This is a genomic window from Streptomyces shenzhenensis (genome assembly GCF_021462265.1).
Taxonomy (GTDB): Bacteria; Actinomycetota; Actinomycetes; order Streptomycetales; family Streptomycetaceae; genus Streptomyces; species Streptomyces shenzhenensis.
Map to the genome: position 1 here is coordinate 19,242 of NZ_JAJONF010000052.1, position 22,879 is coordinate 42,120.

The 22,879-nt window shown below is 71.3% G+C and carries 20 protein-coding genes; 7 read left to right on the forward strand and 13 right to left on the reverse strand.

Features of this window, described 5'->3' with window-relative positions:
• The 6 genes from LQ326_RS40050 to LQ326_RS40075 all read right to left on the reverse strand — a co-directional run bounded on the left by LQ326_RS40050 (position 1) and on the right by LQ326_RS40075 (position 6,529).
• Complete coding sequence (locus LQ326_RS40050) at positions 1–1,353, reverse strand: ABC transporter substrate-binding protein (RefSeq protein ID WP_234543999.1); 1,353 nt, start codon at positions 1,351–1,353, stop codon at positions 1–3.
• A 141-nt stretch (positions 1,354–1,494) separates the two neighbouring features.
• The gene (locus LQ326_RS40055; RefSeq protein WP_234544000.1) at positions 1,495–2,490 is read right to left on the reverse strand and encodes a LacI family DNA-binding transcriptional regulator; all 996 of its coding nucleotides are present in this window, start codon (positions 2,488–2,490) and stop codon (positions 1,495–1,497) included.
• Positions 2,491–2,547: 57 nt separating this feature from the next.
• Positions 2,548–3,363, reverse strand: a complete 816-nt coding sequence (locus tag LQ326_RS40060) for an ABC transporter permease (protein WP_234544001.1) — start codon at positions 3,361–3,363, stop codon at positions 2,548–2,550.
• 19 nt (positions 3,364–3,382) lie between these two features.
• On the reverse strand, positions 3,383–4,246 hold the full coding sequence (locus LQ326_RS40065) for an ABC transporter permease (protein WP_181805945.1): 864 nt from the start codon (positions 4,244–4,246) through the stop codon (positions 3,383–3,385).
• Between the two features lie 8 nt (positions 4,247–4,254).
• Entirely contained in the window at positions 4,255–5,445 is a 1,191-nt protein-coding gene (locus LQ326_RS40070; protein ID WP_234544002.1) for an ABC transporter substrate-binding protein, read from the reverse strand.
• 52 nt (positions 5,446–5,497) lie between these two features.
• Complete coding sequence (locus tag LQ326_RS40075; protein ID WP_234544003.1) at positions 5,498–6,529, reverse strand: ABC transporter ATP-binding protein; 1,032 nt, start codon at positions 6,527–6,529, stop codon at positions 5,498–5,500.
• 123 nt (positions 6,530–6,652) lie between these two features.
• Between LQ326_RS40075 and LQ326_RS40080 the strand changes: the two genes are divergently transcribed.
• The gene (locus LQ326_RS40080; RefSeq protein WP_234544004.1) at positions 6,653–7,393 is read left to right on the forward strand and encodes a FadR/GntR family transcriptional regulator; all 741 of its coding nucleotides are present in this window, start codon (positions 6,653–6,655) and stop codon (positions 7,391–7,393) included.
• Between the two features lie 38 nt (positions 7,394–7,431).
• A complete protein-coding gene (locus tag LQ326_RS40085) occupies positions 7,432–8,211 on the forward strand; it encodes a cache domain-containing protein (protein WP_234544005.1) in 780 nt (259 codons plus the stop codon).
• A 107-nt stretch (positions 8,212–8,318) separates the two neighbouring features.
• On the opposite strand, the gene LQ326_RS40090 is transcribed toward LQ326_RS40085, so the two are convergent.
• Complete coding sequence (locus LQ326_RS40090; protein ID WP_234544006.1) at positions 8,319–8,990, reverse strand: MmyB family transcriptional regulator; 672 nt, start codon at positions 8,988–8,990, stop codon at positions 8,319–8,321.
• A gap of 247 nt (positions 8,991–9,237) precedes the next feature.
• Between LQ326_RS40090 and LQ326_RS40095 the strand changes: the two genes are divergently transcribed.
• From LQ326_RS40095 to LQ326_RS40105, 3 genes are all read left to right on the forward strand, one after another.
• Complete coding sequence (locus LQ326_RS40095) at positions 9,238–9,894, forward strand: helix-turn-helix domain-containing protein (protein ID WP_181809424.1); 657 nt, start codon at positions 9,238–9,240, stop codon at positions 9,892–9,894.
• 46 nt (positions 9,895–9,940) lie between these two features.
• Entirely contained in the window at positions 9,941–10,510 is a 570-nt protein-coding gene (locus LQ326_RS40100) for a M48 family metalloprotease (protein WP_234544032.1), read from the forward strand.
• Between the two features lie 342 nt (positions 10,511–10,852).
• The gene (locus tag LQ326_RS40105; RefSeq protein ID WP_234544007.1) at positions 10,853–11,080 is read left to right on the forward strand and encodes a hypothetical protein; all 228 of its coding nucleotides are present in this window, start codon (positions 10,853–10,855) and stop codon (positions 11,078–11,080) included.
• Between the two features lie 13 nt (positions 11,081–11,093).
• On the opposite strand, the gene LQ326_RS40110 is transcribed toward LQ326_RS40105, so the two are convergent.
• Positions 11,094–11,774, reverse strand: a complete 681-nt coding sequence (locus LQ326_RS40110; protein ID WP_234544008.1) for a 4'-phosphopantetheinyl transferase family protein — start codon at positions 11,772–11,774, stop codon at positions 11,094–11,096.
• Positions 11,722–12,627, reverse strand: coding sequence for a metallophosphoesterase family protein (locus tag LQ326_RS40115; RefSeq protein WP_234544009.1), 906 nt, complete (start codon positions 12,625–12,627; stop codon positions 11,722–11,724). Before LQ326_RS40115 ends, LQ326_RS40110 begins: the two co-directional genes overlap by 53 nt.
• 445 nt (positions 12,628–13,072) lie before the next feature.
• On the opposite strand from LQ326_RS40115, the gene LQ326_RS40120 reads away from it, so the two are divergent.
• Positions 13,073–14,194: an ATP-grasp domain-containing protein gene (locus tag LQ326_RS40120; RefSeq protein WP_234544010.1), complete on the forward strand. Its 1,122-nt coding sequence runs from the start codon at positions 13,073–13,075 to the stop codon at positions 14,192–14,194.
• A gap of 222 nt (positions 14,195–14,416) precedes the next feature.
• Complete coding sequence (locus tag LQ326_RS40125) at positions 14,417–16,096, forward strand: carbohydrate binding domain-containing protein (protein ID WP_234544011.1); 1,680 nt, start codon at positions 14,417–14,419, stop codon at positions 16,094–16,096.
• A 26-nt stretch (positions 16,097–16,122) separates the two neighbouring features.
• Here LQ326_RS40125 and LQ326_RS40130 read toward each other — a convergent pair whose 3' ends face one another.
• From LQ326_RS40130 to LQ326_RS40145, 4 genes are all read right to left on the reverse strand, one after another.
• Entirely contained in the window at positions 16,123–17,016 is an 894-nt protein-coding gene (locus tag LQ326_RS40130; RefSeq protein WP_234544012.1) for a sulfotransferase family protein, read from the reverse strand.
• Positions 17,017–17,192: 176 nt separating this feature from the next.
• Positions 17,193–18,443 (reverse strand): alpha-L-fucosidase, encoded by a 1,251-nt coding sequence (locus tag LQ326_RS40135; protein WP_234544013.1) that lies wholly within the window; start codon positions 18,441–18,443, stop codon positions 17,193–17,195.
• A 4-nt stretch (positions 18,444–18,447) separates the two neighbouring features.
• A complete protein-coding gene (locus LQ326_RS40140; RefSeq protein WP_234544014.1) occupies positions 18,448–21,495 on the reverse strand; it encodes an alpha-mannosidase in 3,048 nt (1,015 codons plus the stop codon).
• A 45-nt stretch (positions 21,496–21,540) separates the two neighbouring features.
• The gene (locus LQ326_RS40145) at positions 21,541–22,878 is read right to left on the reverse strand and encodes a 6-phospho-beta-glucosidase (protein ID WP_234544015.1); all 1,338 of its coding nucleotides are present in this window, start codon (positions 22,876–22,878) and stop codon (positions 21,541–21,543) included.
• Between the last annotated feature and the right edge of the window lies 1 nt (position 22,879).

Consider the following 22,879-nt stretch of genomic DNA (forward strand, 5'->3'; position numbering starts at 1 on the left):
TCAGCCCCGGGCCAGGATGCCGTTGATCTTGTCGTTGGCGTCCTTGAGGAGCTGGTCGATGTCGGCGTCCTTCTTGGTGAGGACGGCGGAGACGGTGCCGTCGAGGACGGAGTAGATCTGCTGGGCGTCCGGCGGCTCGATCTTCATCTGCAGGGACTGGTTGCCGTCCAGGAACGCCTGGTAGTTCTCCACCGGCACGTTGGCGTTGGCCTTCTTGACCGCCTGGTCCTTGGCGTCGGCGGCGCCGGTGAACAGGCGTGGCTCGGGCAGGCCGACGGGCGCGTCGTTCTTCTTGGCGCGGGCGTAGTCGCCGAGGAAGCCGTCACCGGGGGTGAGGAACATGGAGTCGAGCCACTTGAGGCCGGCGCGGATCTGGGCGGGGGTGTCCTTCTTGTTGAACATGTAGCCGTCGCCGCCGATGAGGGTGCCCTTGCCGCCGGGCATCGGGCCGAGGGCGAGGTCCTTGTAGTTGCCGCCCTTCTCCTTGACCAGGATCGGGATGTTGTCCGGCGCGGAGAGGTACATGCCGAGCTTGCCCGAACCCATCATCTGCTGCACGTCGTTGATGATCAGCAGCTGCTTGCTGCCCATCGAGTCGTCGGTCCAGCGCATGTCGTGCAGGTTCTGCAGGACCGCGTGCCCCTCGGGGGTGTCGACGGTCGCCGACTTGCCGTCGGCCGAGACCACGTCACCGCCCTGCGCGTACATCTCCGCCGTGAAGTGCCAGCCGCCCTGGTTCTGCGCGCTGTAGTCGGCGTACCCCACGGTCCCGTTGCCGAGGGCGGCGATCTTCTTGGCGTCGGCGCGGACCTCGGCCCAGGTCGTCGGCGGCTGGTCGGGGTCGAGGCCGGCCTGCCGGAAGAGGCTGCGGTTGTAGATCAGGCCCATCGAGTAGCCGGTGCGCGGGATGCCGTAGACCTTGCCGTCGACGGTGTAGATGTCCCGCAGTTGCTTCTGGATGGTGCCGTAGCTCTTCAGGTCCTTGAGGTACGGCGTGAGATCGGCCGCCTGGTTGATGTCCACGACGTGCTTGGCATCGGTGAAGTATGTGTAGAAGACGTCCTCCATCTGGCCGCCGGCGAGCTTGGCGTCGAAGGTCTTCGGGTCCTGGCAGGGGAACGCGTCGTGTGCGACGACGTCGATGTCCGGGTTCTTCTTCTCGAAGTCGGCGATGTCCTGTTCGAAGAACGACCGGTCGACCTTGGCGCTCTTGGGGGGCTCGCAGTTGACGGTGATGCGTGTCTTGCCGCTGCCCGCGTCGTCGTCACCCGACCCGCAGGCCGAGGCGGAGAGCGCGAGTGAGGAACAGACGCCGAACGCGACGAGAGCACGGCGGAACCCGGTGCTGGACATCGGTGGACCCCCCAGAGCAGGAGCGGTTGGACGCCGCACCGGGACCGGTGGGCGCCGCACACTCAAGCACCGGCAGTACCGCCGCGCAAGATGTCGCGCAGAATCTGTAATTATTCGACAGCAGATGCGATCTGTTGACCGTCAGGCTTTCGGCGCTTGCGCGGTCGACCCCCTGACGACCAGCTCCGGCTCGAACAGCAGCTCCTCGGGCGGTACGACCGTGCCGCCGATCTGCGCGTTCAGCAGTTCGACGGCGGCCCGGCCCATGGCCTCGATGGGCTGGCGGACGGTGGTGAGCGGGGGTTCGGTGCAGTTCATGAACGCCGAGTCGTCGTAGCCGACGACCGAGACCCGGCCGGGCACCTCGTACCCCTTGCGGCGGGCCGCGCGCACGGCACCCAGGGCGAGCGGGTCGCTGGCGCAGATGATGCCGGTGACGCCCCGGTCGATGAGCCGGGACGCGGCCGCGTGCCCGCCCTCGATGGAGAAGATCGCGCGGGCCACGAACTCGTCGGGCACGTCGCCGATCGCACGCGCGGCGGCCAGCTTCCGGGCCGAGGGGACGTGGTCGCCGGGGCCGAGGACCAGGCCGATGCGTTCGTGCCCGAGGGAGGCCAGGTGCCGCCAGGCCTGCTCCACGGCCACCGCGTCGTCGCAGGACACGCCCGGGAAGCCGAGGTGCTCGATGGCCGCGTTGACCAGCACCACCGGGATCTTGCGGTCGGCGAGCAGCCGGTAGTGGTCGTGCGGCGCGTCGGCCTGGGCGTAGAGGCCGCCGGCGAACACCACGCCGGAGACCTGCTGTTGCAGCAGCAACTCCACGTAGTCCGCCTCGGAGACCCCGCCCTTGGTCTGGGTGCACAGCACCGGCGTGAGGCCGAGCTGGGCCAGGGCGCCGCCGATGACCTCGGCGAACGCCGGGAAGATGGGGTTCTGCAGCTCGGGCAGGACCAGACCGACGAGCCGGGCGCGTTCACCGCGCAGCTGCGTGGGGCGCTCGTAGCCGAGCACGTCGAGGGCCGAGAGCACCGCCTGCCGGGTCGCCTCGGAGACCCCCGGCTTGCCGTTGAGCACCCGGCTGACCGTGGCCTCACTGACCCCGACCTTCTTGGCCACGTCCGCAAGTCGTCGCGTCATGACCGCAAGCCTACCGCAAGTTATGCAAGTTTTTTGCGTAACGTCTCGACGGCGGACTCAGACGCGGCTGGCGGTCGCCGTGTCCGCCGACAGCCGTTGCGCGACGTAGATCGGGACGACGGACAGCAGGACGAGCACGGCCGCCACCACGTTCACCACCGGCGCCTGCTGCGGGCGGGTCATGTTGTCGAAGATCCACAGGGGCAGGGTCTGGACGCCCGGTCCGGCGGTGAAGGTGGTGACCACGATCTCGTCGAAGGAGAGCGCGAAGGCGAGCAGTCCGCCCGCGAGCAACGCCGAACGTACCAGCGGGAAGGTGACGTCCACGAAGGCGCGGAAGGTGTCGGCGCCCAGGTCGGCCGCGGCTTCCTCGTAGCTGCCGGAGGTGCGGCGCAGCCGGGCGACCACGTTGTTGAAGACGATCACGACACAGAAGGTGGCGTGTCCGACGACCACGGTGAACAGACCGAGTCCGACGCCGAGTGGGGCGAGGACGGTGCTGAACGCCGAGTTGAGGGCGATGCCGGTGACGATGCCGGGCAGCGCGATCGGCAGCACGACCACGAACGAGAGCGCGTCCCGGCCGAAGAAGCGGTACCGGGCGACCGCGAAGGCGACCAGTGTGCCGAGCACCAGGGCGATCGCGGTGGCGCCGAGCCCGGCCCTGACCGAGGTCCACAGCGCCTCGCGGGCACCGGAGCTGTGCCAGGCGGCCGACCACCAGCGGGTGGTCAGGCCGGGCGGCGGCCAGCTCGCGCTGCGGTCGGGGCTGAGGGAGTTGACGAGGACGAGGAGGAGGGGAACGTAGATGACGGCGAAGCCGACGGCGGCTGCGACGCGGAGGGCGACACGGGCGGACCTGGAGAGTGGCATGTGACATATCACCCGTTCGTCAGAGGCTGCTCAACGCCCCCGTCCGCCGCATCGCCAGCAGGTACAGCACGATGACGACGACCGGGACGGTGGCGAGGGCGGCGGCCATGGGCAGGTTGAGTTCGATGTTGGCGTAGACCAGGTTGCCGATGAGCTGGGTCTTGCCGCCGACGATCTGCACGGTGATGTAGTCGCCGAGGCTGAGCGAGAACGTGAACACCGATCCCGCGGCGACCGACGGCAGCACCATCGGCAGCACAACGGACCGGAAGGTCCGCCCGGCGCGGGCGCCCAGGTCCGCCGACGCGTCGAGGAGGTTGTCGGGCAGCTGCTCCAGCGCGGTGTGGATCGGCAGGATCATGTAGGGCAGCCACAGGTACGTCAGGGTCAGCACGGTGGCGGGGAGTCCGAAGCCCGGCCCGCTCAGGCCGAGCGGCTTCAGCAGCCAGTCGGCGAGCCCGCCCTCGGACAGGATCAGCCGCCACGCGTACACCTTGACCAGGTAGCTCGCCCACAGCGGCGTGAGGATGGCGACCACCAGGAGCGGGCGCCGGCTCGGCTTGGCGACCCGGGCGGTGTAGAAGGCGACCGGGAAGGCGAGCAGCGCGCACAGGGCGGTCACCGCGAGAGCGACGCCGACGCTGCGCAGGACCACCTGCCGGAAGACCGGCGTGGTGAACAGCTCGTGGAAGTTGTCCGTCGACCACACCTTCACCACCTCGGAGGTGAAGGAGTCCGTCGTCCAGAACGCGGAGACGAACAACACGGCCAGCGAGCCGAGATAGAGCACGGCCAGCCACAGCAGCGGGGCGGTCAGCAGCAGCGCGAGGCGGAGCCGGGGGCGCCGGTGCAGCGCCCCCGCGGTCCGGGTGAGCAGGGCCATGGGTCAGCTCAGCCCTTGATCTCGGTCCAGGCCTGGACCCACTTGGCGTACGGCACGCACTTGACGTCGGTACGGCCGTCCAGGCACTGCTCGATGGGCGTGTTCCAGAAGGCGATGTTCTTCCAGTAGCTCTCGTCGGCCGCGTGGTAGGTCGCGCAGAAGCTCTTGTCGCTGGTCAGGTCGCAGGCCTTGGCGTTGGCCGGGGCCTCGCCGAAGTACTCGGCGACCTCGGCGTTGACCTTCGGGGAGACGATCCAGTTCAGCCACTTGTAGGCGCAGTTGGGGTGCTTGGCCTTGGCGGAGACCATCCAGGTGTCCGACCAGCCGGTGGATCCCTCCTTCGGGACGAAGGCCCTGACCTTGGCGCCCTCGCCCGCGGCGAGGTTCGCGATGACCTGCCAGCTGGTGCCGATGACGGAGTCGCCGCTCTTGAAGGCGGAGATCTCCTTGAGGTAGTCGCTCCAGTACTCGCCGATGTCCGCGTTCTGCTTCTTCAGCAGGGCGACGGCGGCGTCGAACTGCTTCTGGTCGAGCGCGTAGGGGTCCTTGATCTTCAACTCGGGCTTGGTGGCCTTCAGGTACAGGGCCGCGTCCGCGATGTAGATCGGCGAGTCGTAGGCGGTGACATGGCCCTTGTACTTCCCGGCGTCGTCGAAGACGGCGGACCAGGAGGTGGGGGCGGGGCTGACCTTCTGGGTGTCGTACATGAGCAGGTTGGCGCCGCGGCCGTGCGGGATGCCGTACATCCGGCCCTTGACCGAGTTCCAGGCGCCGTTCTTCAGGCCGCTGAAGATGTCCTTGTAGTTGGGCACGAGCTTGGTGTTGACGGGGGCGGCGTCGCCGGAGGCGATCAGGCGCAGGGAGGCGTCGCCGGAGGCGGAGACGGCGTCGTACTCGCCGGTCTTCATCAGCTTGACCATCTCGTCGGAACTGGCGGCGACCTTGGAGTTGACCTGGCAGCCGGTCTGCTTCTCGAAGTCGGTGACCCAGTCGACCTTGGGGTCGTCGGAGCCGTCCTCGACATAGCCGGCCCAGGCGATCAGGTTGACCTGGCCCTCGGACTTGCCGAGCTTGGCGAGGGGTGTGAGGTCGGGCGGGTTGAGACCGGCCGAGGAACCGGAGCCGGAGGAGCCACAGGCGGTGGCGGCCAGCAGCAGCGCGGCGCAGGCGGCCGCGGTGAGGGGGCGGGTGAGGCGCACGACGTACTCCAGAGGTGAGGGACGGCGGATCCGGACGTGAGAGGACGGCGGATCAGTCGGGGACGTGGACGGTGTGCCTGCGCTGCCAGCGCAGCCGGACGCGGGTGCCGCGGTAGGCGGCGACGTCCTCGGCGGAGGTGTCGAGGTTCTGCTGGAGCGCGGTGAGCCGGCCGCCGCCGTCCAGGTCGACCAGGAAGCGGGTGGCGTCGCCGAGGTAGACCACCTCGGCGACGGTGCCGACGGCGGTGGCGTGCCCTTCCTCGTCCGGGTCGGCGGTCTCCTTGAGGACCTGGATCTTCTCGGGCCGGATGCTGTGGGTGCCGCTCTCGCCGAGGACCCGCAGGGCGGCCTCGCCGGTGAGCAGGTTGGAGGTGCCGACGAAGGAGGCGACGAACGCGGTGGCGGGGCGTTCGTAGATCTCCGCGGGGGTGCCGACCTGTTCGATGCGGCCCTGGTGGAAGACGGCGACGCGGTCGCTCATCGTCAGGGCCTCCTCCTGGTCGTGGGTGACGAAGACGAACGTGATGCCCACCTCGCGTTGCAGGGCCTTGAGCTCGATCTGCATCTGCTCGCGGAGTTTCAGGTCGAGGGCGCCGAGCGGTTCGTCGAGGAGCAGCACGCTGGGGCGTCCGACCAGGGCGCGGGCGAGCGCGACGCGCTGGCGCTGGCCGCCGGAGAGCTGGGCGGGGCGGCGGCCGCCGTAGCCGTCGAGGCGGACCTCCGCGAGAGCCTTGCGGGCGCGGGCCAGGCGTTCGGCCTTGGGGACCCGGCGGACCTTGAGGGAGTAGGCGACGTTCTGCTCGACGCTCATGTGCGGGAACAGGGCGTAGTCCTGGAAGACGGTGTGCACGTCCCGTTCGAAGGGGGCGCGGCGGGTGACGTCCTGCCCGGCGAGTTCGATGGTGCCCGAGGTAGGCGTCTCGAAGCCGGCGATCATGCGCAGCACCGTGGTCTTGCCGGAGCCGGAGGGGCCGAGCATCGAGAAGAACTCACCGTCCCGTATCTCCAGGTCGACACCGGCCACGGCGCTCGTGTCGCCGAACGACTTCCGCAGATCCCGCAACCGGATTGCGCTGGCCTCCATGGGCGGGAACCTTTCTGCCGCTGTCTTGCGTTGCACCTGGTGATCGGAAAGATATGAAGTCATAGTTCACATCTCAAGACCCTTCCGAGGTAAAGGTTGGGTCAACGCATAGGGTGGTGGGCCGTGGGACAGCACCAAACGGACGGCGGCGCCCGAAAAGCCGTTTTCGCCCCGGTGGACAGCGGGGCCCGGGTCACCGCCGTCGTACGCCGGATAGGCGACGCAATCGAACTCGGCCTGCTCGCCGACGGGGAGCAGCTGCCCGGCGAGACCGAGCTGGCAGGACAGCTCGGGGTGTCCACGGTGACCCTGCGGGAGGCGCTGATGGCACTGCGCCAGCAGGGTCTCGTCGTCACCCGCCGGGGCCGGGGCGGCGGCAGCTTCGTGTCCTCCCCCGAGGTGCCCGACCGGGAGCGGCTCACGGAGCGGCTGCGCGGCTGGAGCCCGGAGGAGCTGCGCGACCTCGGCGATCACTGGGCGGCCCTGTCCGGCACCGCGGCCCACCTCGCCGCCGAGCGCACCGAGGACCACGACCTCGACCAGCTCCGCCGGACCACCGAGGAGCTGCGCGGGGCACCGGACGCGGCGGCGCGCAGCCGGGTGTACGGGCGTTTTCACGTGGAGCTGGCCGCCGCCGCGCAGTCGGCACGGCTCACCCGGGAGCAGGTCGCGCTCCAGACGGAGATCGGGGCACTGCTGTGCCTTGTGCTCGGCGACGACGAATATCGTGAAGAGGTGGCGGACCGTCACCGGTCCGTAATCTCCGCCGTGCAGGATGGGGCGCACGCATCGGCCAGGGAGCTGGCCGAGCGCTGTGTACGGGACGCGACGGCACGGCTCATCGCCCTGCGGCTGGCCCGGTAGCCGCGCCGCGCCCGCTCCCCCGTCCGCTGGAGGGCACCATGAGCCGCAGCACCGCCCCCTCCGGTCCGGCGGCGGCCACACTCGACGCCGCCGAGGAGTACGTGGCCGCGCGGGTCGGTCACGCCCTGGAGGCGGTGTTCGACGCCGTCGCGGCGACCCGCGCCGACACGGCCGCGCTGCTGGCCCGGGTGGCCGCCGAGGGCCGCCGGCCCGTGACCGCCGACCTCGCCGCCCTGCGCCCCGGTCTCCACCTGCGTCTGACCCGGCAGGAGCTGGTCTCCGGGGTCGGGTTCGTGGCGGCGCCCGGGGTGCTGGCCGACGTGCCGGCCTGGCTGGAGTGGTGGCAGAGCGACGCCTGCGGGGACGTACGGCCGCTGCTCCTCGACCTCGACCCGCGCACCTCGGCCTACTCCGACTACACGCACTGGGACTGGTTCGCCCTGCCCCGGGACACCGGGCGGCGGGCGGTGGCGGGCCCGTACGTCGACTACCTCTGCTCGGACGAGTACAGCCTCACGCTGTCCGCGCCGGTGGAGGTGGGCGGCCGGTTCCTCGGGGTGGCCGCGGCCGACGTGTATCTGCGGCACTTCGAGGCGGCCGCGCTGCCGCTGCTGCGCGGGCTGCCCGGACCCGCACGGCTGGTCAACGCCCGCGGCCGGGTGGCGGCATCGGCCGACCCGGCCCAGCTGGCGGGTTCACTGGTCAAGGGACCGGACTTCGGGGCGGTCCTGGAGAGCGGGCGGCCGGGCACGTTCGGCGGGATGCGGCTGGTGCCGTGCCGGGGCGTGCCGCTGGTCCTGGTGGTGGCGGCCGGATAGACGGGGCGAGGGCGATGAAAGACGCGGGGCGCGGGGCGAGGCGGGGTGGAGAGGACTTCGGTGCCCGGCCCGGCGCCGTCGGCGACCTGAACGCCGACGGTGCCGGGTCAGCCTTCGGGGGCCGGGACGACGGTCAGATGGGCGCCCAGGCCGCCTGGCCGGCGGGAGCCGCGCGGGGCGGGGGCGGAGCGGGGGGCGGCACGCAGCACCAGGGTGTAACGCGCATAGCCCATGTCCTGAAGGGACTTGGGGGTTTCGCCGACGACCCGGCACTCGGTGGCGCCCAGCAGCGGGTCCGGGTGCAGCAGCAACCGGACGGCTCCGTCCAGCTGTGCGCCCTCCTCACCGACGGCGCGCAGCCAGTGCGGCAGGCCCTGCCGGAAGGCGGCCTCCATGATGGGGTCCTGGGCGATCTCCCGCCGGATCGACTGGAGTTCGTGGTCGTGGCCGTAGCCCTCCAGGGTGGTCCTGAACTGCGCCAGCATCGGCAGGCACCAGCCCGCCTCGTGGGCGCCGAGAATCGTCCCGGCATCCGGGTGAAACAGGACGAAGCGCAGGAAGTTGTCCCCCGGCATCGCGGTGGGATGCGGGGCGACCGCCCGGAAAAGTGTCTCGAACGCGCCGTTGGTCAGCACCACGTCCCAGCGGTGGTCCACCACCAGGGACGGGAAGGGGACCGCGTCCAGCAGCAACGCGTAGTCCTGGAGGTACGCCTGAGCCTCAAGGCCCTCGGGGACGGGCCGCGGCGCCGGCCGCCGCCCACCTGCCTGGTATGCCATCGGGAGGTCACCCCTCTTGCCTATGCGGCCTTCTCGCGGCGATGCGATCCTGCTGCCCCACCCTGAGTCATGTCAACTATCGTGGCATTTCATGCCTGCCGACGGCCGAAATTGGCCACAGTTGTGGCGAGACCTGGATGTGGGTTCGAACGACCCGCTAATCTCCGGGAGGTTCATGCCGGGAAGTTCCCACGGCGCCGCTTGTGAGAAGCCCCTGATTCCCCTGAGAGACGTAGGAGTTCTGTCGGTGACGGATGGCTACGAGGATCCGGGCGCCACGGCGACCGCCCAGCTGCCGGCCGCCGTCGCCCGCGTCACCGCGCTCGCCGACCGGCTCGGCGTCCCGCACGCCGAGGTCTTCCACGTCGGACGGCTCTCGTTCGCGTGCGGTGTCCCCGAGCCCGTGGTCCGGGCCCTGCTGACCGGGCAGCCGGCGGGCGAGCCCGATGTCCAGGCCCGCTTCCTGCAACGCCTGGACCTGCTGCGCCGCACCCGGCTCAAGCCGAACGGCCGCAAGCACACCCAGCAGGAGATCGCCGACGGCGCGGGCATGTCCCGGCAGCAGGCCGGCGCCCTGATCAACGGTGACCGGCGGCCGACCATGGAGCACTGCGACGCCCTCCAGCGCTTCTTCCGCGTGCACGCCGGCTTCCTCACCGCCGAGGACCCCGAGGCGCTCGCCGGCGCCCTGCAACGCGTCGAGCAGGAGCTGCTGCAGAAGCTGGCGGACCGGGAGCGGGCCGCGGCGGAGGCGGCCGAGGACCCGCTGGAGCGGCTGCTGCAGGACCACGGGGTGCGCGGCATCGCCTGGCGGGCCGCTCAGCTGCCCACCGACCAGCACCGGGACAAGGTCGCGGAATGGCTGGACATGCTCCTGGAGAGCGTCAAGCGACCCGAGTCGTGAGCCGTCAGTCGTGAGCCGAGGGAGAAGAGTGGGCATCGGCAGGGACATGCGCCGGCTGAGCGGCGAGCTGGTCGGGGAGCTGAGCGTGGCCGCGCCCGCTCCCCCGCAGGAGCTGTACCGGGCGCTGTGCGACGCGCTGGGCCGCCGCCGAGGCCGCCCCGTCCAGTTCCGTACGGCCGTCTTCCCGCCCGGCACGGCCAGCGGGCTCTGGCTCGACCTGGCCGACCGCGACCTGGTCGTCGTCGAGGAACGCACCGTGCCCGACCACCAGTTGGTGATCCTCGGCCACGAGCTGTGGCACATGCACGCCGAGCACTGCGGCCATGACGTGGAGGGGGTCGGGGTGGCCGCGCGGCTGCTCGGCACGCGCACCGCCACCGGCTCCGAGGCGGACCCCCGCGCCGAGGCCGACCAGGCCGCGCTCCAGGCGGCCTTCCAGCGGGTGGCCGCCCGTACCCGCTTCGACCGGGCCGAGGAACGGGACGCGGAGACCTTCGGGCTGCTGCTGGCCAGCAAGTGCCGTACCTGGCTGGTGGGTTCGGCTCTGCGCGGACCGGTGCGCCGGCACGACGTGGCGGGCCGCATCGAGACGTCGCTGGGGTACCTGGGGAAGTGACACACCCCCGGCCCGGGGCCGGGGGCGCGCCGCGAGTTTCCCGTCGCCCCCCGGACGCGGGTGCGCGGTGCGCCGCGGACGGCCGGGCACCGTCTCCGGCACGACGGCGCCTCCCCCGCCGTCCGGGCGCCGCGGCCCGGCCGGATCTCTCTCCTTCCAGGGCGGACAGGCGTTTCCCCACGGGGTGCCGGTGAGGTTCGCTTCCGCTGAGCGGGCGAACCGGAGCCGGGTGCGGGGGCGTTGTCAGTGGTGGACGGCAAGCTGGGGGGTGCGCACCGTACAACCCGGTGTGCCCGCGCCGTCCGGCGCGTGACATCGACGACCGACGGGGAGAGCCGACCGATGCACACCGCCGTACTGACCGACCGTGAACGCGCCGCCGTCCAGGCCTATCTGCGGCTCCTGCACACCGTGCGCGCGGCCTTCGACGGACCGCCCGAGGCCCCGCGCCCCTTCGTGGTGCCGCCCGCCGTGCTCGCCGAGGCCGAACGGGCCCTGGCCGGCGCCGGACTGGCGGGCAACGAGGAGGCGTTCTTCCGGCTGCTGCACGACTGGTGCCCACCCACCTGAGCCGCGCGCGGCGTCACAGGTGCGGCACGACCACCGCGGAGGTCAGCATGCCGTGGCCCACGCTCCAGCGGCCCTCGAAGACCTCCAGCCGCCGCCCGCCGACCTCCGGTCCGGGGACGAGGAGGCGGGCGCGCAGGATGCCGTGCGGCCGCTCACCGGGCTCCGGGACGAACTCTATGTCGGCCTCCATGAAGTCCAGCCACTTCCCGGTGAGGGGGAACCACGCCTTGTAGACGGACTCCTTGGCGCTGAACAGCAGACGGTCCCAGTGCACGCCGGGCCGTTCGGCCGCGAGCAGGGCGAGCCGCTGCCGCTCGGCGGGGAGCAGCACGGACTCGGCGACGCCCTCGGGGAGCGCGGCATGCGGTTCGGCGTCGATGCCGAGGGAGGCCAGGTCGGTGGCGCGGGCCAGGGCGGCGGCGCAGTAGCCCTCGCAGTGGGTCATGCTGCCGACCAGCGCGTGCGGCCAGCGCGGGGCGCCGCGCTCGCCGCTCACGATCGGCTGCGGCGGGACTCCGAGCTTCTCCATGGCGCGCCGGGCGCAGGCGCGCACGGCGGAGAACTCACGGCGGCGCTTGGGCACGGCCCGGGCGACCAGCGCCGCCTCCTCGGGGTAGAGCGGGGCCTCGCGGATCGCCTCGTCACCGAGCATCTCCACGGCCACCACCGAGTCCGGGAGCAGCTCCTCGATCACCGGTTTTGACCTCCATAGGCAGAATTCGGCGCAGCCGTCCCGGGTCCTCGGAACGCTTGCGCCACTCGCGGGGGTATCCCACGGAGACCTCTTCGAAGCGGACCCCGTCGAGCCAGGTGGTCCGGGGAATGTGCAGATGACCGTAGACCATGGTCGCGACACGGAACCGGCGGTGCCAGTCGGCGGTGCGGGTGGTGCCGCACCACATGGCGAACTCCGGGTACCAGAGCACGTCCGTGGGGTGCCGGTCCAGTGGGTAGTGCCCCGCCAGCACGGTCGGCAGGTCCTCGGGCAGCTCGGCGAGCCGGCGCTCGGTGGCCTCGACCCGGGCCCGGCACCAGTCCTCGCGGGTCGGGTAGGGGTCGGGGTGCAGCAGGTACTCGTCGTTGCAGACGACGCCGGTGCCGTGCGCGTAGGCGAGGCCCTCCTCCTTGGTGGCGCAGCCGGCCGGCAGGAAGGAGTAGTCGTACAGCAGGAACAGCGGTGCCACGACGACCGGGCCGCCGGGGCCCTCCCAGACCGGGTACGGGTCCTCGGGGGTGAGAACGCCCAGCTCCCGGCAGAGGCCGACGAGGTGTTCGTAGCGGGCGACTCCGCGCAGGGTGACCGGGTCCTTGGGGTGGGTCCACAGGTCGTGGTTGCCTGGCGCCCACAGCACCTTGCGGAAGCGTCCGGCGAGGGTCTCCAGCAGCCAGCGGATGTCCGCGACGGTCTCCGCGATGTCACCGGCGACGATCAGCCAGTCCTCGTCCGTTTCCGGACGCATCTTCTCGACGAGCTCGCGGTTGTCCGGGTAGGAGATGTGCAGGTCGCTGATGGCCAGCAACTGCCCGGCACCGGCCGTGGACTCCACCCCGTACCCCTTCCGATCATGTCGTCGGCCCCCACCACAACACACTTCGGGCTCCGGGAACAAGACCACGCGTCCGACGGCCCGTCGGCGACCACCCGGCCGGTCCAGAGCCGCTCCGCAGTCGCTCCAGAGCCGGTCCCCCGGCCGGTTTCACGGCAGCGCCGGGGCGGCTCGAGACCGGCCGCGGGGCGACTGCTGGACGGCCGCGGGGCGCCTGCGGGACGTCAAGGAAACCGGCGGGGACGGTGCAGGAAAACGCGCGTGGACAGCACGGGGAAATCCGTAACACTGGCGTTGCACGCGGGGCCCCATGAAAGCCGTATGATCCCCCCAACACCACCGCCACGAACTTCCCTTCGTCAAGGGCGGTTTGGTGTTCCTCCAACCACCCTGCCCGGGCACGGGCCCGCTGAGCCCTGCCCGAAAACCCCGAAAGGCGGCTTTAATGCGCTCTCGCGTACGCGTCTGGCTCAACCGCACGTACGCGGAGAACGTGTTCTTCATGGATCAGCTGCGGAGAAATCCCAGCGACCGGGCGGTCGAGATCCATGCGACGCACGGTGACGCCGACTCCCCCGTGCTGGCCGCCGCCGACACCGCCGACCTGGAGCCGGAGGGCCTGTCCCCCGCCGCCTACGTCGAGTACGCCCTGGACCAGTGCCAGCGCCGCGGCATCGATGTCTTCGTGCCCCGGCTGCACCAGTCGGCGATCGTGGCCCACCGGGCCGACTTCGAGGCGATCGGCACCGCCCTGCTGGCGCCGACGCCGCAGGGCGCCGCGGTCTTCGAGGACAAGGCGACCGCGTACGACGCGGTGAGCTCGGTGGGCGTCCCGGTGCCGCCCTGGTCGCGGGTCCGCACGGCGGACGAACTCGTGGCCGCCGTCGAGGAGTTGGAGGCGGGCGGACACAAGGCCTGCTTCAAGCCGGCCGCCGGTGCGGGTGGTGTCGGCTTCCGCGTGATCACGCGCGCCCCCTTCTCGCTCTGCCACCTCACCGGGTTCCCCGGGCCCTACGTCCAGCTCGACCTGGTCGTGGACGCGCTGCGCCGCGCCGAACAGCCGGTGGACTGGCTGGTGATGCCGCGGCTGGAGGAGCCGGAGGTGTCCGTCGACTGCCTCACCGGCCCGGACAACCGGGTCCGGCTGGCCATGGGCCGCACCAAGAAGGGCCGCCGGCGCGGGTTCACCCTCGACGAGCAGTGGCTGGGGCCGGCGCGGATCATCGCCGAGGGCTTCGGGCTGCACTACCTGTCCAACATCCAGTTCCGGATGTACGGCGACCAGCCCGTACTGCTCGACGTCAACACGCGCCCGGCCGGGGGGTTGCACCAGCTGTCGCTCTGCGGGGTCAACGCGCCCTGGGCGGCCGTGCAGTTGGCGCTGGGCGAGGACCCGGGGGTGATCGAGCCGCCGTTCCTGGGGCAGGACTACGCGGTGGTGTCGGGGCCGAAGCCGGTCCTTCCGTCGGTTCCCGTGCGGCGGGAGGAGGCCGACGTGGTGCTGGCGCCCGCGTTGCCCGTGGAAGTGGAGTCGGTCGAGGCTGCGGCTGCGGTGTTGCCGCTCTAGGCGGTGGGCCGAGTGCGGGTCCAGTGCGGCTGGCCGCGCCCACGCGGCAGAGCCGCCACATTGAATACAGCCCCGCGCCCCCTACGGGGGCGCTTCAAGCTCACCGGTATGGACCAATTTCCGTTCGTCTCTTGACAGGCGGATTGGTCCATACCAACTTGGTTGCGCACTGCCTTGCATCTTCGGCAACTCCCGAACACCCCCATCCTTCAGGGAGATCGCGTGCGCAACTCGCTCAGACGTTCCAGACGCCGGATGTTCGCCCTGCTCGGGTCCGCCGCTCTCGCGCTCGCGGGGGCCATCGCGCTGCCCGGTACGGCGCAGGCGGCCAACATCCTTTCCAATCCCGGCTTCGAGTCGGGGAGTCTGACGCCGTGGTCCTGCTCGGGGAACCTCGGCTCGGTCGTGTCCTCGCCCGTGCACGGCGGATCCAAGGCGCTCGCGGGGGCCGCGAGTTCCAGTGACAATGCCCAGTGCACCCAGACCGTCGCCGTGCAGCCCAGCACGACGTACTCGCTCAGCGGCTGGGTCCGCGGTTCGTACGTCTATCTCGGGGTCACCGGCGGCGCCTCCACCTGGACCACCTCGACGTCCCAGTACAGCCAGCTGACGGTCTCCTTCACCACCGGGGCGTCGCAGACCAGCGCCGAGATCTACGTCCACGGGTGGTACGCCCAGGGGACGTACTACGCCGACGACATCAGCCTCGACGGACCCGGCGGCAGCTCGGACACGCAGGCGCCGACCGCGCCCACGAACCTCACCTCCACCGGGAAGACCTCGTCGAGCGTGTCGCTGTCGTGGTCGGCCGCGACGGACAACGTCGGGGTCACGGCGTACGACGTCTACAGCGGGTCGAGCAAGGTGGCCGGCGTCTCCGGGACCTCGGCCACGGTGAGCGGCCTGTCGGCCAGTACGGCGTACACGTTCACGGTGAAGGCACGGGACGCGGCCGGGAACGTCTCGGCGGCCTCCAACTCGGTGTCCGTGACAACGAGCGCGGGCAGCGGTGGCGGGAGCGGCTTCAAGCAGGCCGCGCCCTATCTCTTCGAGGGCTGGGGGGATCCGCCGAGCCCGTCCGCCGTGATGAGCTCGACCGGCGTCAAGAACTTCACCATGGCCTTCGTGCTGGACTCGGGCGGCTGCACGCCGGCCTGGGACGGCAGCCGGGCGCTGACCGGCGGCGTCGACCAGAGTGCGATCAACCAGATCCGGGCGGCCGGCGGCGACGTCACCCCGTCGTTCGGCGGCTGGCAGGGCAGCAAGCTCGGCGCCAACTGCTCCTCGGCGAGCGCGCTGGCCGGGGCGATCCAGAAGGTGATCGACGCCTACGGTCTCAAGTCCGTCGACATGGACATCGAGAACACGGACGAGTTCGAGAACGAGGCGGTGCAGGCGAGAATCCTGACCGCCCTGAAGACGGTCAAGGCCAACAACGCCGGTCTGCGGACGATCGTCACCTTCGGGACGTCCACCACCGGTCCGACGTACTACGGCAACCGGCTGATCGAGCAGGCTCAGTCGATCGGCGCCGACATCGACGTCTTCACGATCATGCCGTTCGACTTCGGCGGCGGCTCCGACATGTACGGCAACACCGTGAGCGCGGCCGAGGGCCTGAAGACCAAGCTGAAGTCCACGTTCGGCTGGGACGACGCGACGGCCTACGCGCACATCGGGATCTCCGGCATGAACGGGCTGTCCGACCAGCAGGAGACCACGACCCCGGCGATCTGGACGCAGATCCGTGACTGGGGGAACGCGCACCACATCGCCCGGCTCGCGTTCTGGGCGGTCAACCGGGACCGCGGCTGCGCGGGCGGTGGCGTGGTGAGCAACTGCTCCGGGATCAGCCAGAGCGACTGGCAGTTCACCTCGATCACGGCCGGCTTCACCGGCTGAGCGGGGGACCGTGGCGTGGGGATCGGCTAGAGCCGGTATCCCCACGCCTTCGCCAGGTCGGCGAGCCGGGGCGGGAGCTGGGCGGTGGGGTCGGCCTGGCGGGCGGCCTGGATGCGGCCGGATCTGATCTCCTCGCTCCAGTCGCCGAGCTTCGGCCGGAACGTGCCGTGGTTCTGCTTGCCGTAGTCGAGCATGCCGCTCTCCCACGGGACGCCGAGGTACTCGCACAGGCCGCGGGTGATCCGCTCCGGGTCGGCGGTGAGGTCCTCGTACGTGATCACGTGGACGCCGGTGAGGTTCTGGCGGGCCTCTTCGAGCTTCTCCGCGTAGCCGAGGACCTCGGCGCGGATCGCCTCGTGGTCGGGGTCGGCGCGGCGGCTGGTGAGGGACTGGATGACGGCGCCGGGGTGGCGCAGCAGCAGGATGAACCGGGCCTCGGGCCAACACCGGTGCAGCCGGGGCCAGATGAGGGTGTTCGGCGGGGTCTTGTCGACGATGACGTCCTTGCCGCTGCGGCTGAGCTCCAGGTGCAGCACCCGGTCCCACAGCACGTGCTCCAGCTCCTCGCGGTCGAGGGCGAGCTCCTTCATGGCCTCCGCCGTGAACTCCCGGGACATGTTGACGTGGACCGTGCGCAGATGCATCTCGTGCGGGGCGCGGATGCGGCTGTGGCTGTTCAGCAGGACCCGCAGCAGCGTGGAGCCGGAGCGCACCGAGGACAGCACGAAGGCCGGGGACCGGACCAGGCGGGGGGCGCGCGGGGCCGCGTAGCCGTCCGAGGCCTGCGGGGGCGGCAGCTCGGCCGGACGCTGGGACGGGATGGCGTCCAGGGTCTTGCGCGGCGGGCTCACCGCCTGCGCCATGAGCCGGCCCCGGCGCTTCAGCCCCTTGGCGATCGCGGACATTCGCGGGTCTCGCACGGTGATGCCTTTCTGTCGTCCCTGCCGCCCGCATCTCAGGGGTCACAGGCGAACTGAAGATGTCCAGAAGGCGAACCAACGGGGTCACGGCGGCCCGGAAAGCCGCCGTGACCTGCCCACTTACCGTTCTCTTAATTCTTCATATGAGAACTTCGGGTGGGGGTGCGTGAACCGGCTCAGAACCGGCCGGCTCCCCGGTACAGCTCCAGCTCGCCGTCCAGTTCGACGGCGAGCACGGTGGCGTACGGGTCGAGGTCGGCCGCGGCCGGCGGGTCGATCCACAGCACGCCGACCGCCTCGTGCAGCCCGCCGGTCACCCGGTGTCCCAGTTCGGCGCCGGTGCCGAGCACGGTGACCCTGCGGACCGCCGTGGCCAGGCCCCGGACCCCGATCTCGGCGCGCGGGACGTCGAACAGGGTGAGGTAGAGGGTGCGCCGGTCGGCGGAGAGGGTGCTCGGGCCGTAGTGGTGCCCGGCCGGCAGGCCGCGCCCGGTGCCGTACACCGCCTCCGCGTGCCCGCGGATCCACTCCCCCAGCCCTTCGAGCCGCTCGGCCTGCGGCCGCGGGATGGTGCCGTCCTCCATGGGGCCGACGTCGAGCAGCAGGTTGCCGCCGCCCCCGATGGTCTCGGTGAAGTAGCGGATCAGCTGGGCGAGGGACTTGTGGTTGTGATCGTGGTGCTGGTACCCCCAGGAGTCGTTGATCGTCAGGCACAGCTCCCACGGGCCGTCCGGCGGCACGACGGGGGCGCCCTGCTCGGGCGTGGCGTAGTCGCCCTCGCCGAGCATGCGCGCGTTGAAGACGACGTCCGGGACGTACGACCGGACGAGCGCGGCGAGTCCGGGGATCCGCCACTGCTCCTCGCTGCGCTCCCACTCGCCGTCGAACCACATCAGGTCCGGCCGGTACCGCGAGGCCAACTCCGTCACCTGGCCGTCCCGGTAGGCGATGAAGCGTTCCCAGGCGGCCAGGTCCTCGTCCCCGGCCGCCACCTCCGAGTAGCGGTTGTCCGCCAGTTCCGGCGGGCGGCCCGGCTTGCGCGTCGAGGCGTAGTCGGGGTGGTTCCAGTCGGAGTGCGAGTAGTAGAAGCCGACCTTGAGGCCCCTCTCGCGCAGGGCCTCGGCGTACGGCCCGAGGTAGTCGCTGCCGAGGTTGAGGTCGCCGTACGCCGTGTCCCACAGGGCCACACCGTCGTGGTGACGGCTCGTCAGCACGGCGTACCTCGCGCCGGCGCGGGCGAACAGGCCGGCCCATGCCTTCGGGTCGTACCGGGCGCCGGTGAAGCGGGGCAGCTGGGACATGTACTGCGCGTGCGGCACGGTGCCGTCGTAGAAGGACCAGGACTCCGGGACCCCGTCCACGGCGTAGATGCCCCAGTGCACGAAGATCCCCAACTTGGCGTCGGTGAACCAGGGTTGCATCGGCATCCGGTCAGCTCCTGCGCAGCCGGAGGGTGAGGATCTGGAAGGGACGCAGAACGACGGCGACGCCGTCGTCGCCTTCGAGGTCCGCGTCTCCCAGCGGGCGCTCCAGCAGGTCGGTCACCTGGGCGCCGGCCAGGGGGAAGCCGGTGCGCAGGACGCCCTGGGCGCGGCCGCCCCGGGACTCGTAGAGCCGGACCACGACATCGCCGGAGGCGTCGTCGGCCAGCTTGACCGCCTCGACGGTCACGCCCTCGCCGTCCACGGAGACGACCGGCCGCGGCTCGCCCGCCGCGTCGGCCACCCGGAGCGGGAGGTTGAGGGCGTAGCCCTCGGCCACGGCGTCCTCGATGGCGGCGCCCGGCAGCAACGAGTAGGTGAAGCGGTGACGGCCCTGGTCGGCGCCCGGGTCCGGGACGCGCGGGGCGCGGACCAGGGAGAGGCGGACCGTGGTGGTGGTGCCTCCGTCCTCGCGGACCGTGCGGGAGACGTCGTGGCCGTAGGTCGAGTCGTTGATGACGGCGACGCCGTAGCCGGGCTCCGCGAGGTGCACCCAGCGGTGGCCGGAGACCTCGAACCGGGCGGCCTCCCAGGTGGTGTTGGTGTGGGTGGGCCGCTGGACGTGGCCGAACTGGATCTCGGCGGAGGAGTGCGCGGCACGGATGTCCACCGGGAATCCGGCCTTGAGGAACTTCTCCGCCTCGTGCCAGTCGATGTCCGTCTCGAAGTCGATCCGGGGGCTGCCGGCGCGGACGGTGACCGTCTGGACGATCGTCGAGCCGTTGCCGAAGGGGCGCGTGACCCGGATCGAGCCGAGCAGCGGGTCCGCGTCGACGACCGTGATCTCGGAGGGGTCGAGCAGGTCCGTGTAGCGGTTCTTGTAGTGCTTGTCGACGTCCCAGGCGTCCCAGTAGTTCGGGAGGTCGGTGTGCAGGCGGAGCAGGTTGCCCTGGCCGGCGAGGACCTCGCGGTTCGCGCGGTGGTCGTGGACCGACGACAGGGTGCCGTCCTCGGCGATCTCCACCCGGACGAGACCGTTGTCGATGACCCGGCCGTCGACCGTCACCGGCTGCGGGGCCTCGGCGGCGGCGGTCAGCGGCGCGCTGCCGTTCGCCGGGACCTCGACGTACACCGGGGTGCCGGCGGCGTCCCGGACGACCTCGGCACGGGCACAGGGGCTGGTGTTGAAGACGCGGGCCGTGCCGGCGCCCAGCGCGGTGACCGCCTCGGCGGTCAGCTCCTCCAGCTCCCCGGCGACGCGGGCGTACTCGGCCTCGGCCTCGCGGTGCACCCACGCGATCGAGGAGCCCGGCAGGATGTCGTGGAACTGGTGGAGCAGGACCGTCTTCCAGAGCCGGTCCAGTTTCTCGTGCGGGTAGCGGTAGCCGGGCGCGTGCAGCGCGGCCGTGGTCGCCCACAGCTCGGCCTCGCGCAGCTTGTGCTCGCTGCGGCGGTTGCCCTGCTTGGTGCGGGCCTGCGAGGTGTAGGTGGCGCGGTGCAGCTCCAGGTAGAGCTCGCCGACCCAGACCGGCGCGTCCTCGTACTCGGCGCGGGCCTTGGCGAAGAACGCGTCCGGGTGCTCGATCTCCACCCGGGGCGAGCCCTCCAGGTCCTTCAGCCGGCGGGCGCGCTCCATGATCTCGCGGGTGGGGCCGCCACCGCCGTCGCCCCAGCCGAAGGGGGCCAGCGAGCGGGTGGCGCCGCCCTTCTCGGCGTAGTTGCGGACCGCGCGGGACATCTCCGCGCCGCTGAAGCGGGCGTTGTAGGTGTCGATGGGCGGGAAGTGCGTGAAGATGCGGGTGCCGTCGATGCCCTCCCACCAGAAGGTGTGGTGGGGGAACTTGTTGGTCTGGTTCCAGGAGATCTTCTGGGTGAGGAACCACTCGTTGCCGGCCAGCTTGGCGAGCTGCGGGTAGGCCGCGTTGTAGCCGAAGGAGTCCGGCAGCCAGACGCCCTTGGTCTCGATGCCGAAGTGCTCGATGAAGAACCGCTTGCCGTGGATGAACTGGCGGGCGACCGCCTCGCCGCCGGGCAGGTTGCCGTCGGCCTCCACCCACATGCCGCCGACCGGCGCCCACTGGCCCTTCTTCACGGACTCCTGGATCCGGGCCCAGACCTGCGGGTAGTTGTCGCGCACCCACTCGTACTGCTGGGCCTGGGAGCAGGCGAAGACGAACTCCTCGTACTCCTCCGCCAGCGATGTCACGTTGGAGAAGGTCCGGGACGTCTTGCGCTTGGTCTCGCGGATCGGCCACAGCCAGGCCGAGTCGATGTGGGCGTGGCCGACACCGGAGATGATGTGCGCGCTGGCGTGCGCGGGCTTCGACAGCGCCGGCCTCAGGGCCTCGCGGACGGCGGCCGCCGAGCCGGCGATGTCGTCCAGGTCCAGCAGGTCCATCGCGCGGTCGAGGGCGTGCATGATCTCGTGGCGGCGCGGGTCGTGCTCGCCGAGTTCCAGCATCAGCTCGCGCAGCACCTGGACGTCGAGGTCGAGGTGCCAGACGTCCTCGTCGAGGACGGCGATGTCGGCGCGCCTGAAGGTGTAGAGCGGCTTGTCGCCGGCCGTCAGGACGTCGCCGAGCGGCGTCGGGGCCGCGAAGTCGCCGGCCAGGATGTCCGGGTTGGAGGCGGCCTCGACCAGGTAGTCGATCACCTCGCCGCCGGCCGCCGGGTCCGCGATCCGTACATACTGGTTGAGCGGGTTGACCGCCTTCAGCGGGGTCCCGTCGGGGAGGTGGACCAGGGCCTCGGCCTGGTTGCCCGGCCAGTCGCCGACGAAGCCGAGGTCGATGACCGCCTCCACGCGGCGGCCCGCGAACCCGGCGGGCACCTGACCGTGCATCCGGAACCAGGTGGTGCCCCAGGGCGGGCCCCACGGGGTGTCCATGGCGAACGGCTCGTACCCGGCGGCCGCGGCCTCCTCGAAGGGCACCGGCTCCCCCGGGGCCTGCCAGGCGGACACCTCGAAGGGGACGGTGGCCGCGTAGATCGCGGGCTTGATGCGCTGGTTGTGGAGGCGCTCTACGCGCTCCTCGATCCGGCGGCGTTCGTCGTGCATGGAAGTCTCCAGAAGAAGGATGGAAAGCGCTTTCCGAGCGGCTGGCTACTTAAGATACGCGAGACCCGGGTGGACCTGCGTGTACCCCTCCACCAGGCGGCGGGCGACGTTCACCGAGTCGACCAGCGGATGCAGCGCGAACGCCTTCACGGCCGTCGTACGGGAGCCCGACTCGGCGGCGGCGAGCACCTCCCGCTCGACCGCCTTGACCGCGCAGACCAGGCCCGTGGCATGGCCGGGCAGCGGGGCGACGGCGACCGGGTGGGCGCCGTTGGCGTCGACCAGGCAGGGCACCTCGATGACGGCCTCGCCGTCGAGCGCCGAGAGGGTGTCGCGGTTGCGGACGTTGAGGATCAGGGTGGTGCGCTCGTCGCGGGCGATGGCCCGCATCAGGGCCAGGGCGACCTTCTCGTAGCCGCCGGACAGGTCGTCGGCGTCGCGCTCGCCGGCGCCGGCCGTCTCCCGGTTCTCCGACATGTAGGTGGCCTCGCGCTCGGCGCGGGTACGGTCCCAGACGTCCAGGGCCCTGGCACCCGGGGCGGTGACCGCCTCGTAGAAGCGCGCCTGCTGGTCGCGCAGGAAGGCGCCGCGGGTTTTCTCCGCCTGCTGGTAGGCGCGGACGGCCTCGCGGTTGAAGTAGTAGTAGTGCAGGTACTCGTTGGGAATCGCGCCGAGGGACCGCAGCCAGTCCACGCCGAAGAGCTTGCCCTCCTCGAAGGAGCCGAGCAGGCCGGGGTCGGCGAGCAGGCGCGGGAGCTCGTCGCGGCCGGCGATGCGCAGGCCGCGCACCCAGCCGAGGTGGTTGAGGCCGACGTAGTCGATCCAGGCTTCCTTCGGGTTCGCGCCGAGCACCCGGGCGATCCGGCGGCCGAGGCCGACCGGGGAGTCGCAGATGCCGATGACGCGGTCACCGAGGTGCCTGGCCATGGCCTCGGTGACCAGTCCGGCGGGGTTGGTGAAGTTGATGACCCAGGCGTCGGGGGCGAGCCGGGCCACCCGCCGGGCGATGTCGACGGCGACGGGCACGGTGCGCAGGCCGTAGGCGATGCCTCCGGCGCCGACCGTCTCCTGGCCGAGGACACCCTGGGCCAGGGCCACCCGCTCGTCGTTCGCCCTGCCCTCCAGACCGCCGACCCGGATCGCCGAGAAGACGAAGTCGGCGCCGGTGAGCGCCTCGTCCAGGTCGGTCGTGGCGGTCACGGCGGGGGCGTCGGGGACGCCGGCCGCCTGTTCGGCCAGGACCCGGGCGACCGCGGAGAGCCGGCCGGCGTCGAGATCGTGCAGCACGACCTCGGTGACCCGCCCCTCGGCCCGGTCCGTCAGCAGTGCGCCGTACACGAGCGGCACGCGAAACCCGCCGCCGCCCAGAATCGTCAGTTTCACC

Coding starts and splice junctions, on each gene's coding strand:
- LQ326_RS40050 (WP_234543999.1), bottom strand. CDS start 1,353: ATGTCCAGCACCGGGTTCCGCCGTGCTCTCGTCGCGTTCGGCGTCTGT.
- LQ326_RS40055 (WP_234544000.1), bottom strand. CDS start 2,490: ATGACGCGACGACTTGCGGACGTGGCCAAGAAGGTCGGGGTCAGTGAG.
- LQ326_RS40060 (WP_234544001.1), bottom strand. CDS start 3,363: ATGCCACTCTCCAGGTCCGCCCGTGTCGCCCTCCGCGTCGCAGCCGCC.
- LQ326_RS40065 (WP_181805945.1), bottom strand. CDS start 4,246: ATGGCCCTGCTCACCCGGACCGCGGGGGCGCTGCACCGGCGCCCCCGG.
- LQ326_RS40075 (WP_234544003.1), bottom strand. CDS start 6,529: ATGGAGGCCAGCGCAATCCGGTTGCGGGATCTGCGGAAGTCGTTCGGC.
- LQ326_RS40085 (WP_234544005.1), top strand. CDS start 7,432: ATGAGCCGCAGCACCGCCCCCTCCGGTCCGGCGGCGGCCACACTCGAC.
- LQ326_RS40090 (WP_234544006.1), bottom strand. CDS start 8,990: ATGGCATACCAGGCAGGTGGGCGGCGGCCGGCGCCGCGGCCCGTCCCC.
- LQ326_RS40100 (WP_234544032.1), top strand. CDS start 9,941: ATGCGCCGGCTGAGCGGCGAGCTGGTCGGGGAGCTGAGCGTGGCCGCG.
- LQ326_RS40105 (WP_234544007.1), top strand. CDS start 10,853: ATGCACACCGCCGTACTGACCGACCGTGAACGCGCCGCCGTCCAGGCC.
- LQ326_RS40120 (WP_234544010.1), top strand. CDS start 13,073: ATGCGCTCTCGCGTACGCGTCTGGCTCAACCGCACGTACGCGGAGAAC.
- LQ326_RS40135 (WP_234544013.1), bottom strand. CDS start 18,443: ATGCCGATGCAACCCTGGTTCACCGACGCCAAGTTGGGGATCTTCGTG.
- LQ326_RS40140 (WP_234544014.1), bottom strand. CDS start 21,495: ATGCACGACGAACGCCGCCGGATCGAGGAGCGCGTAGAGCGCCTCCAC.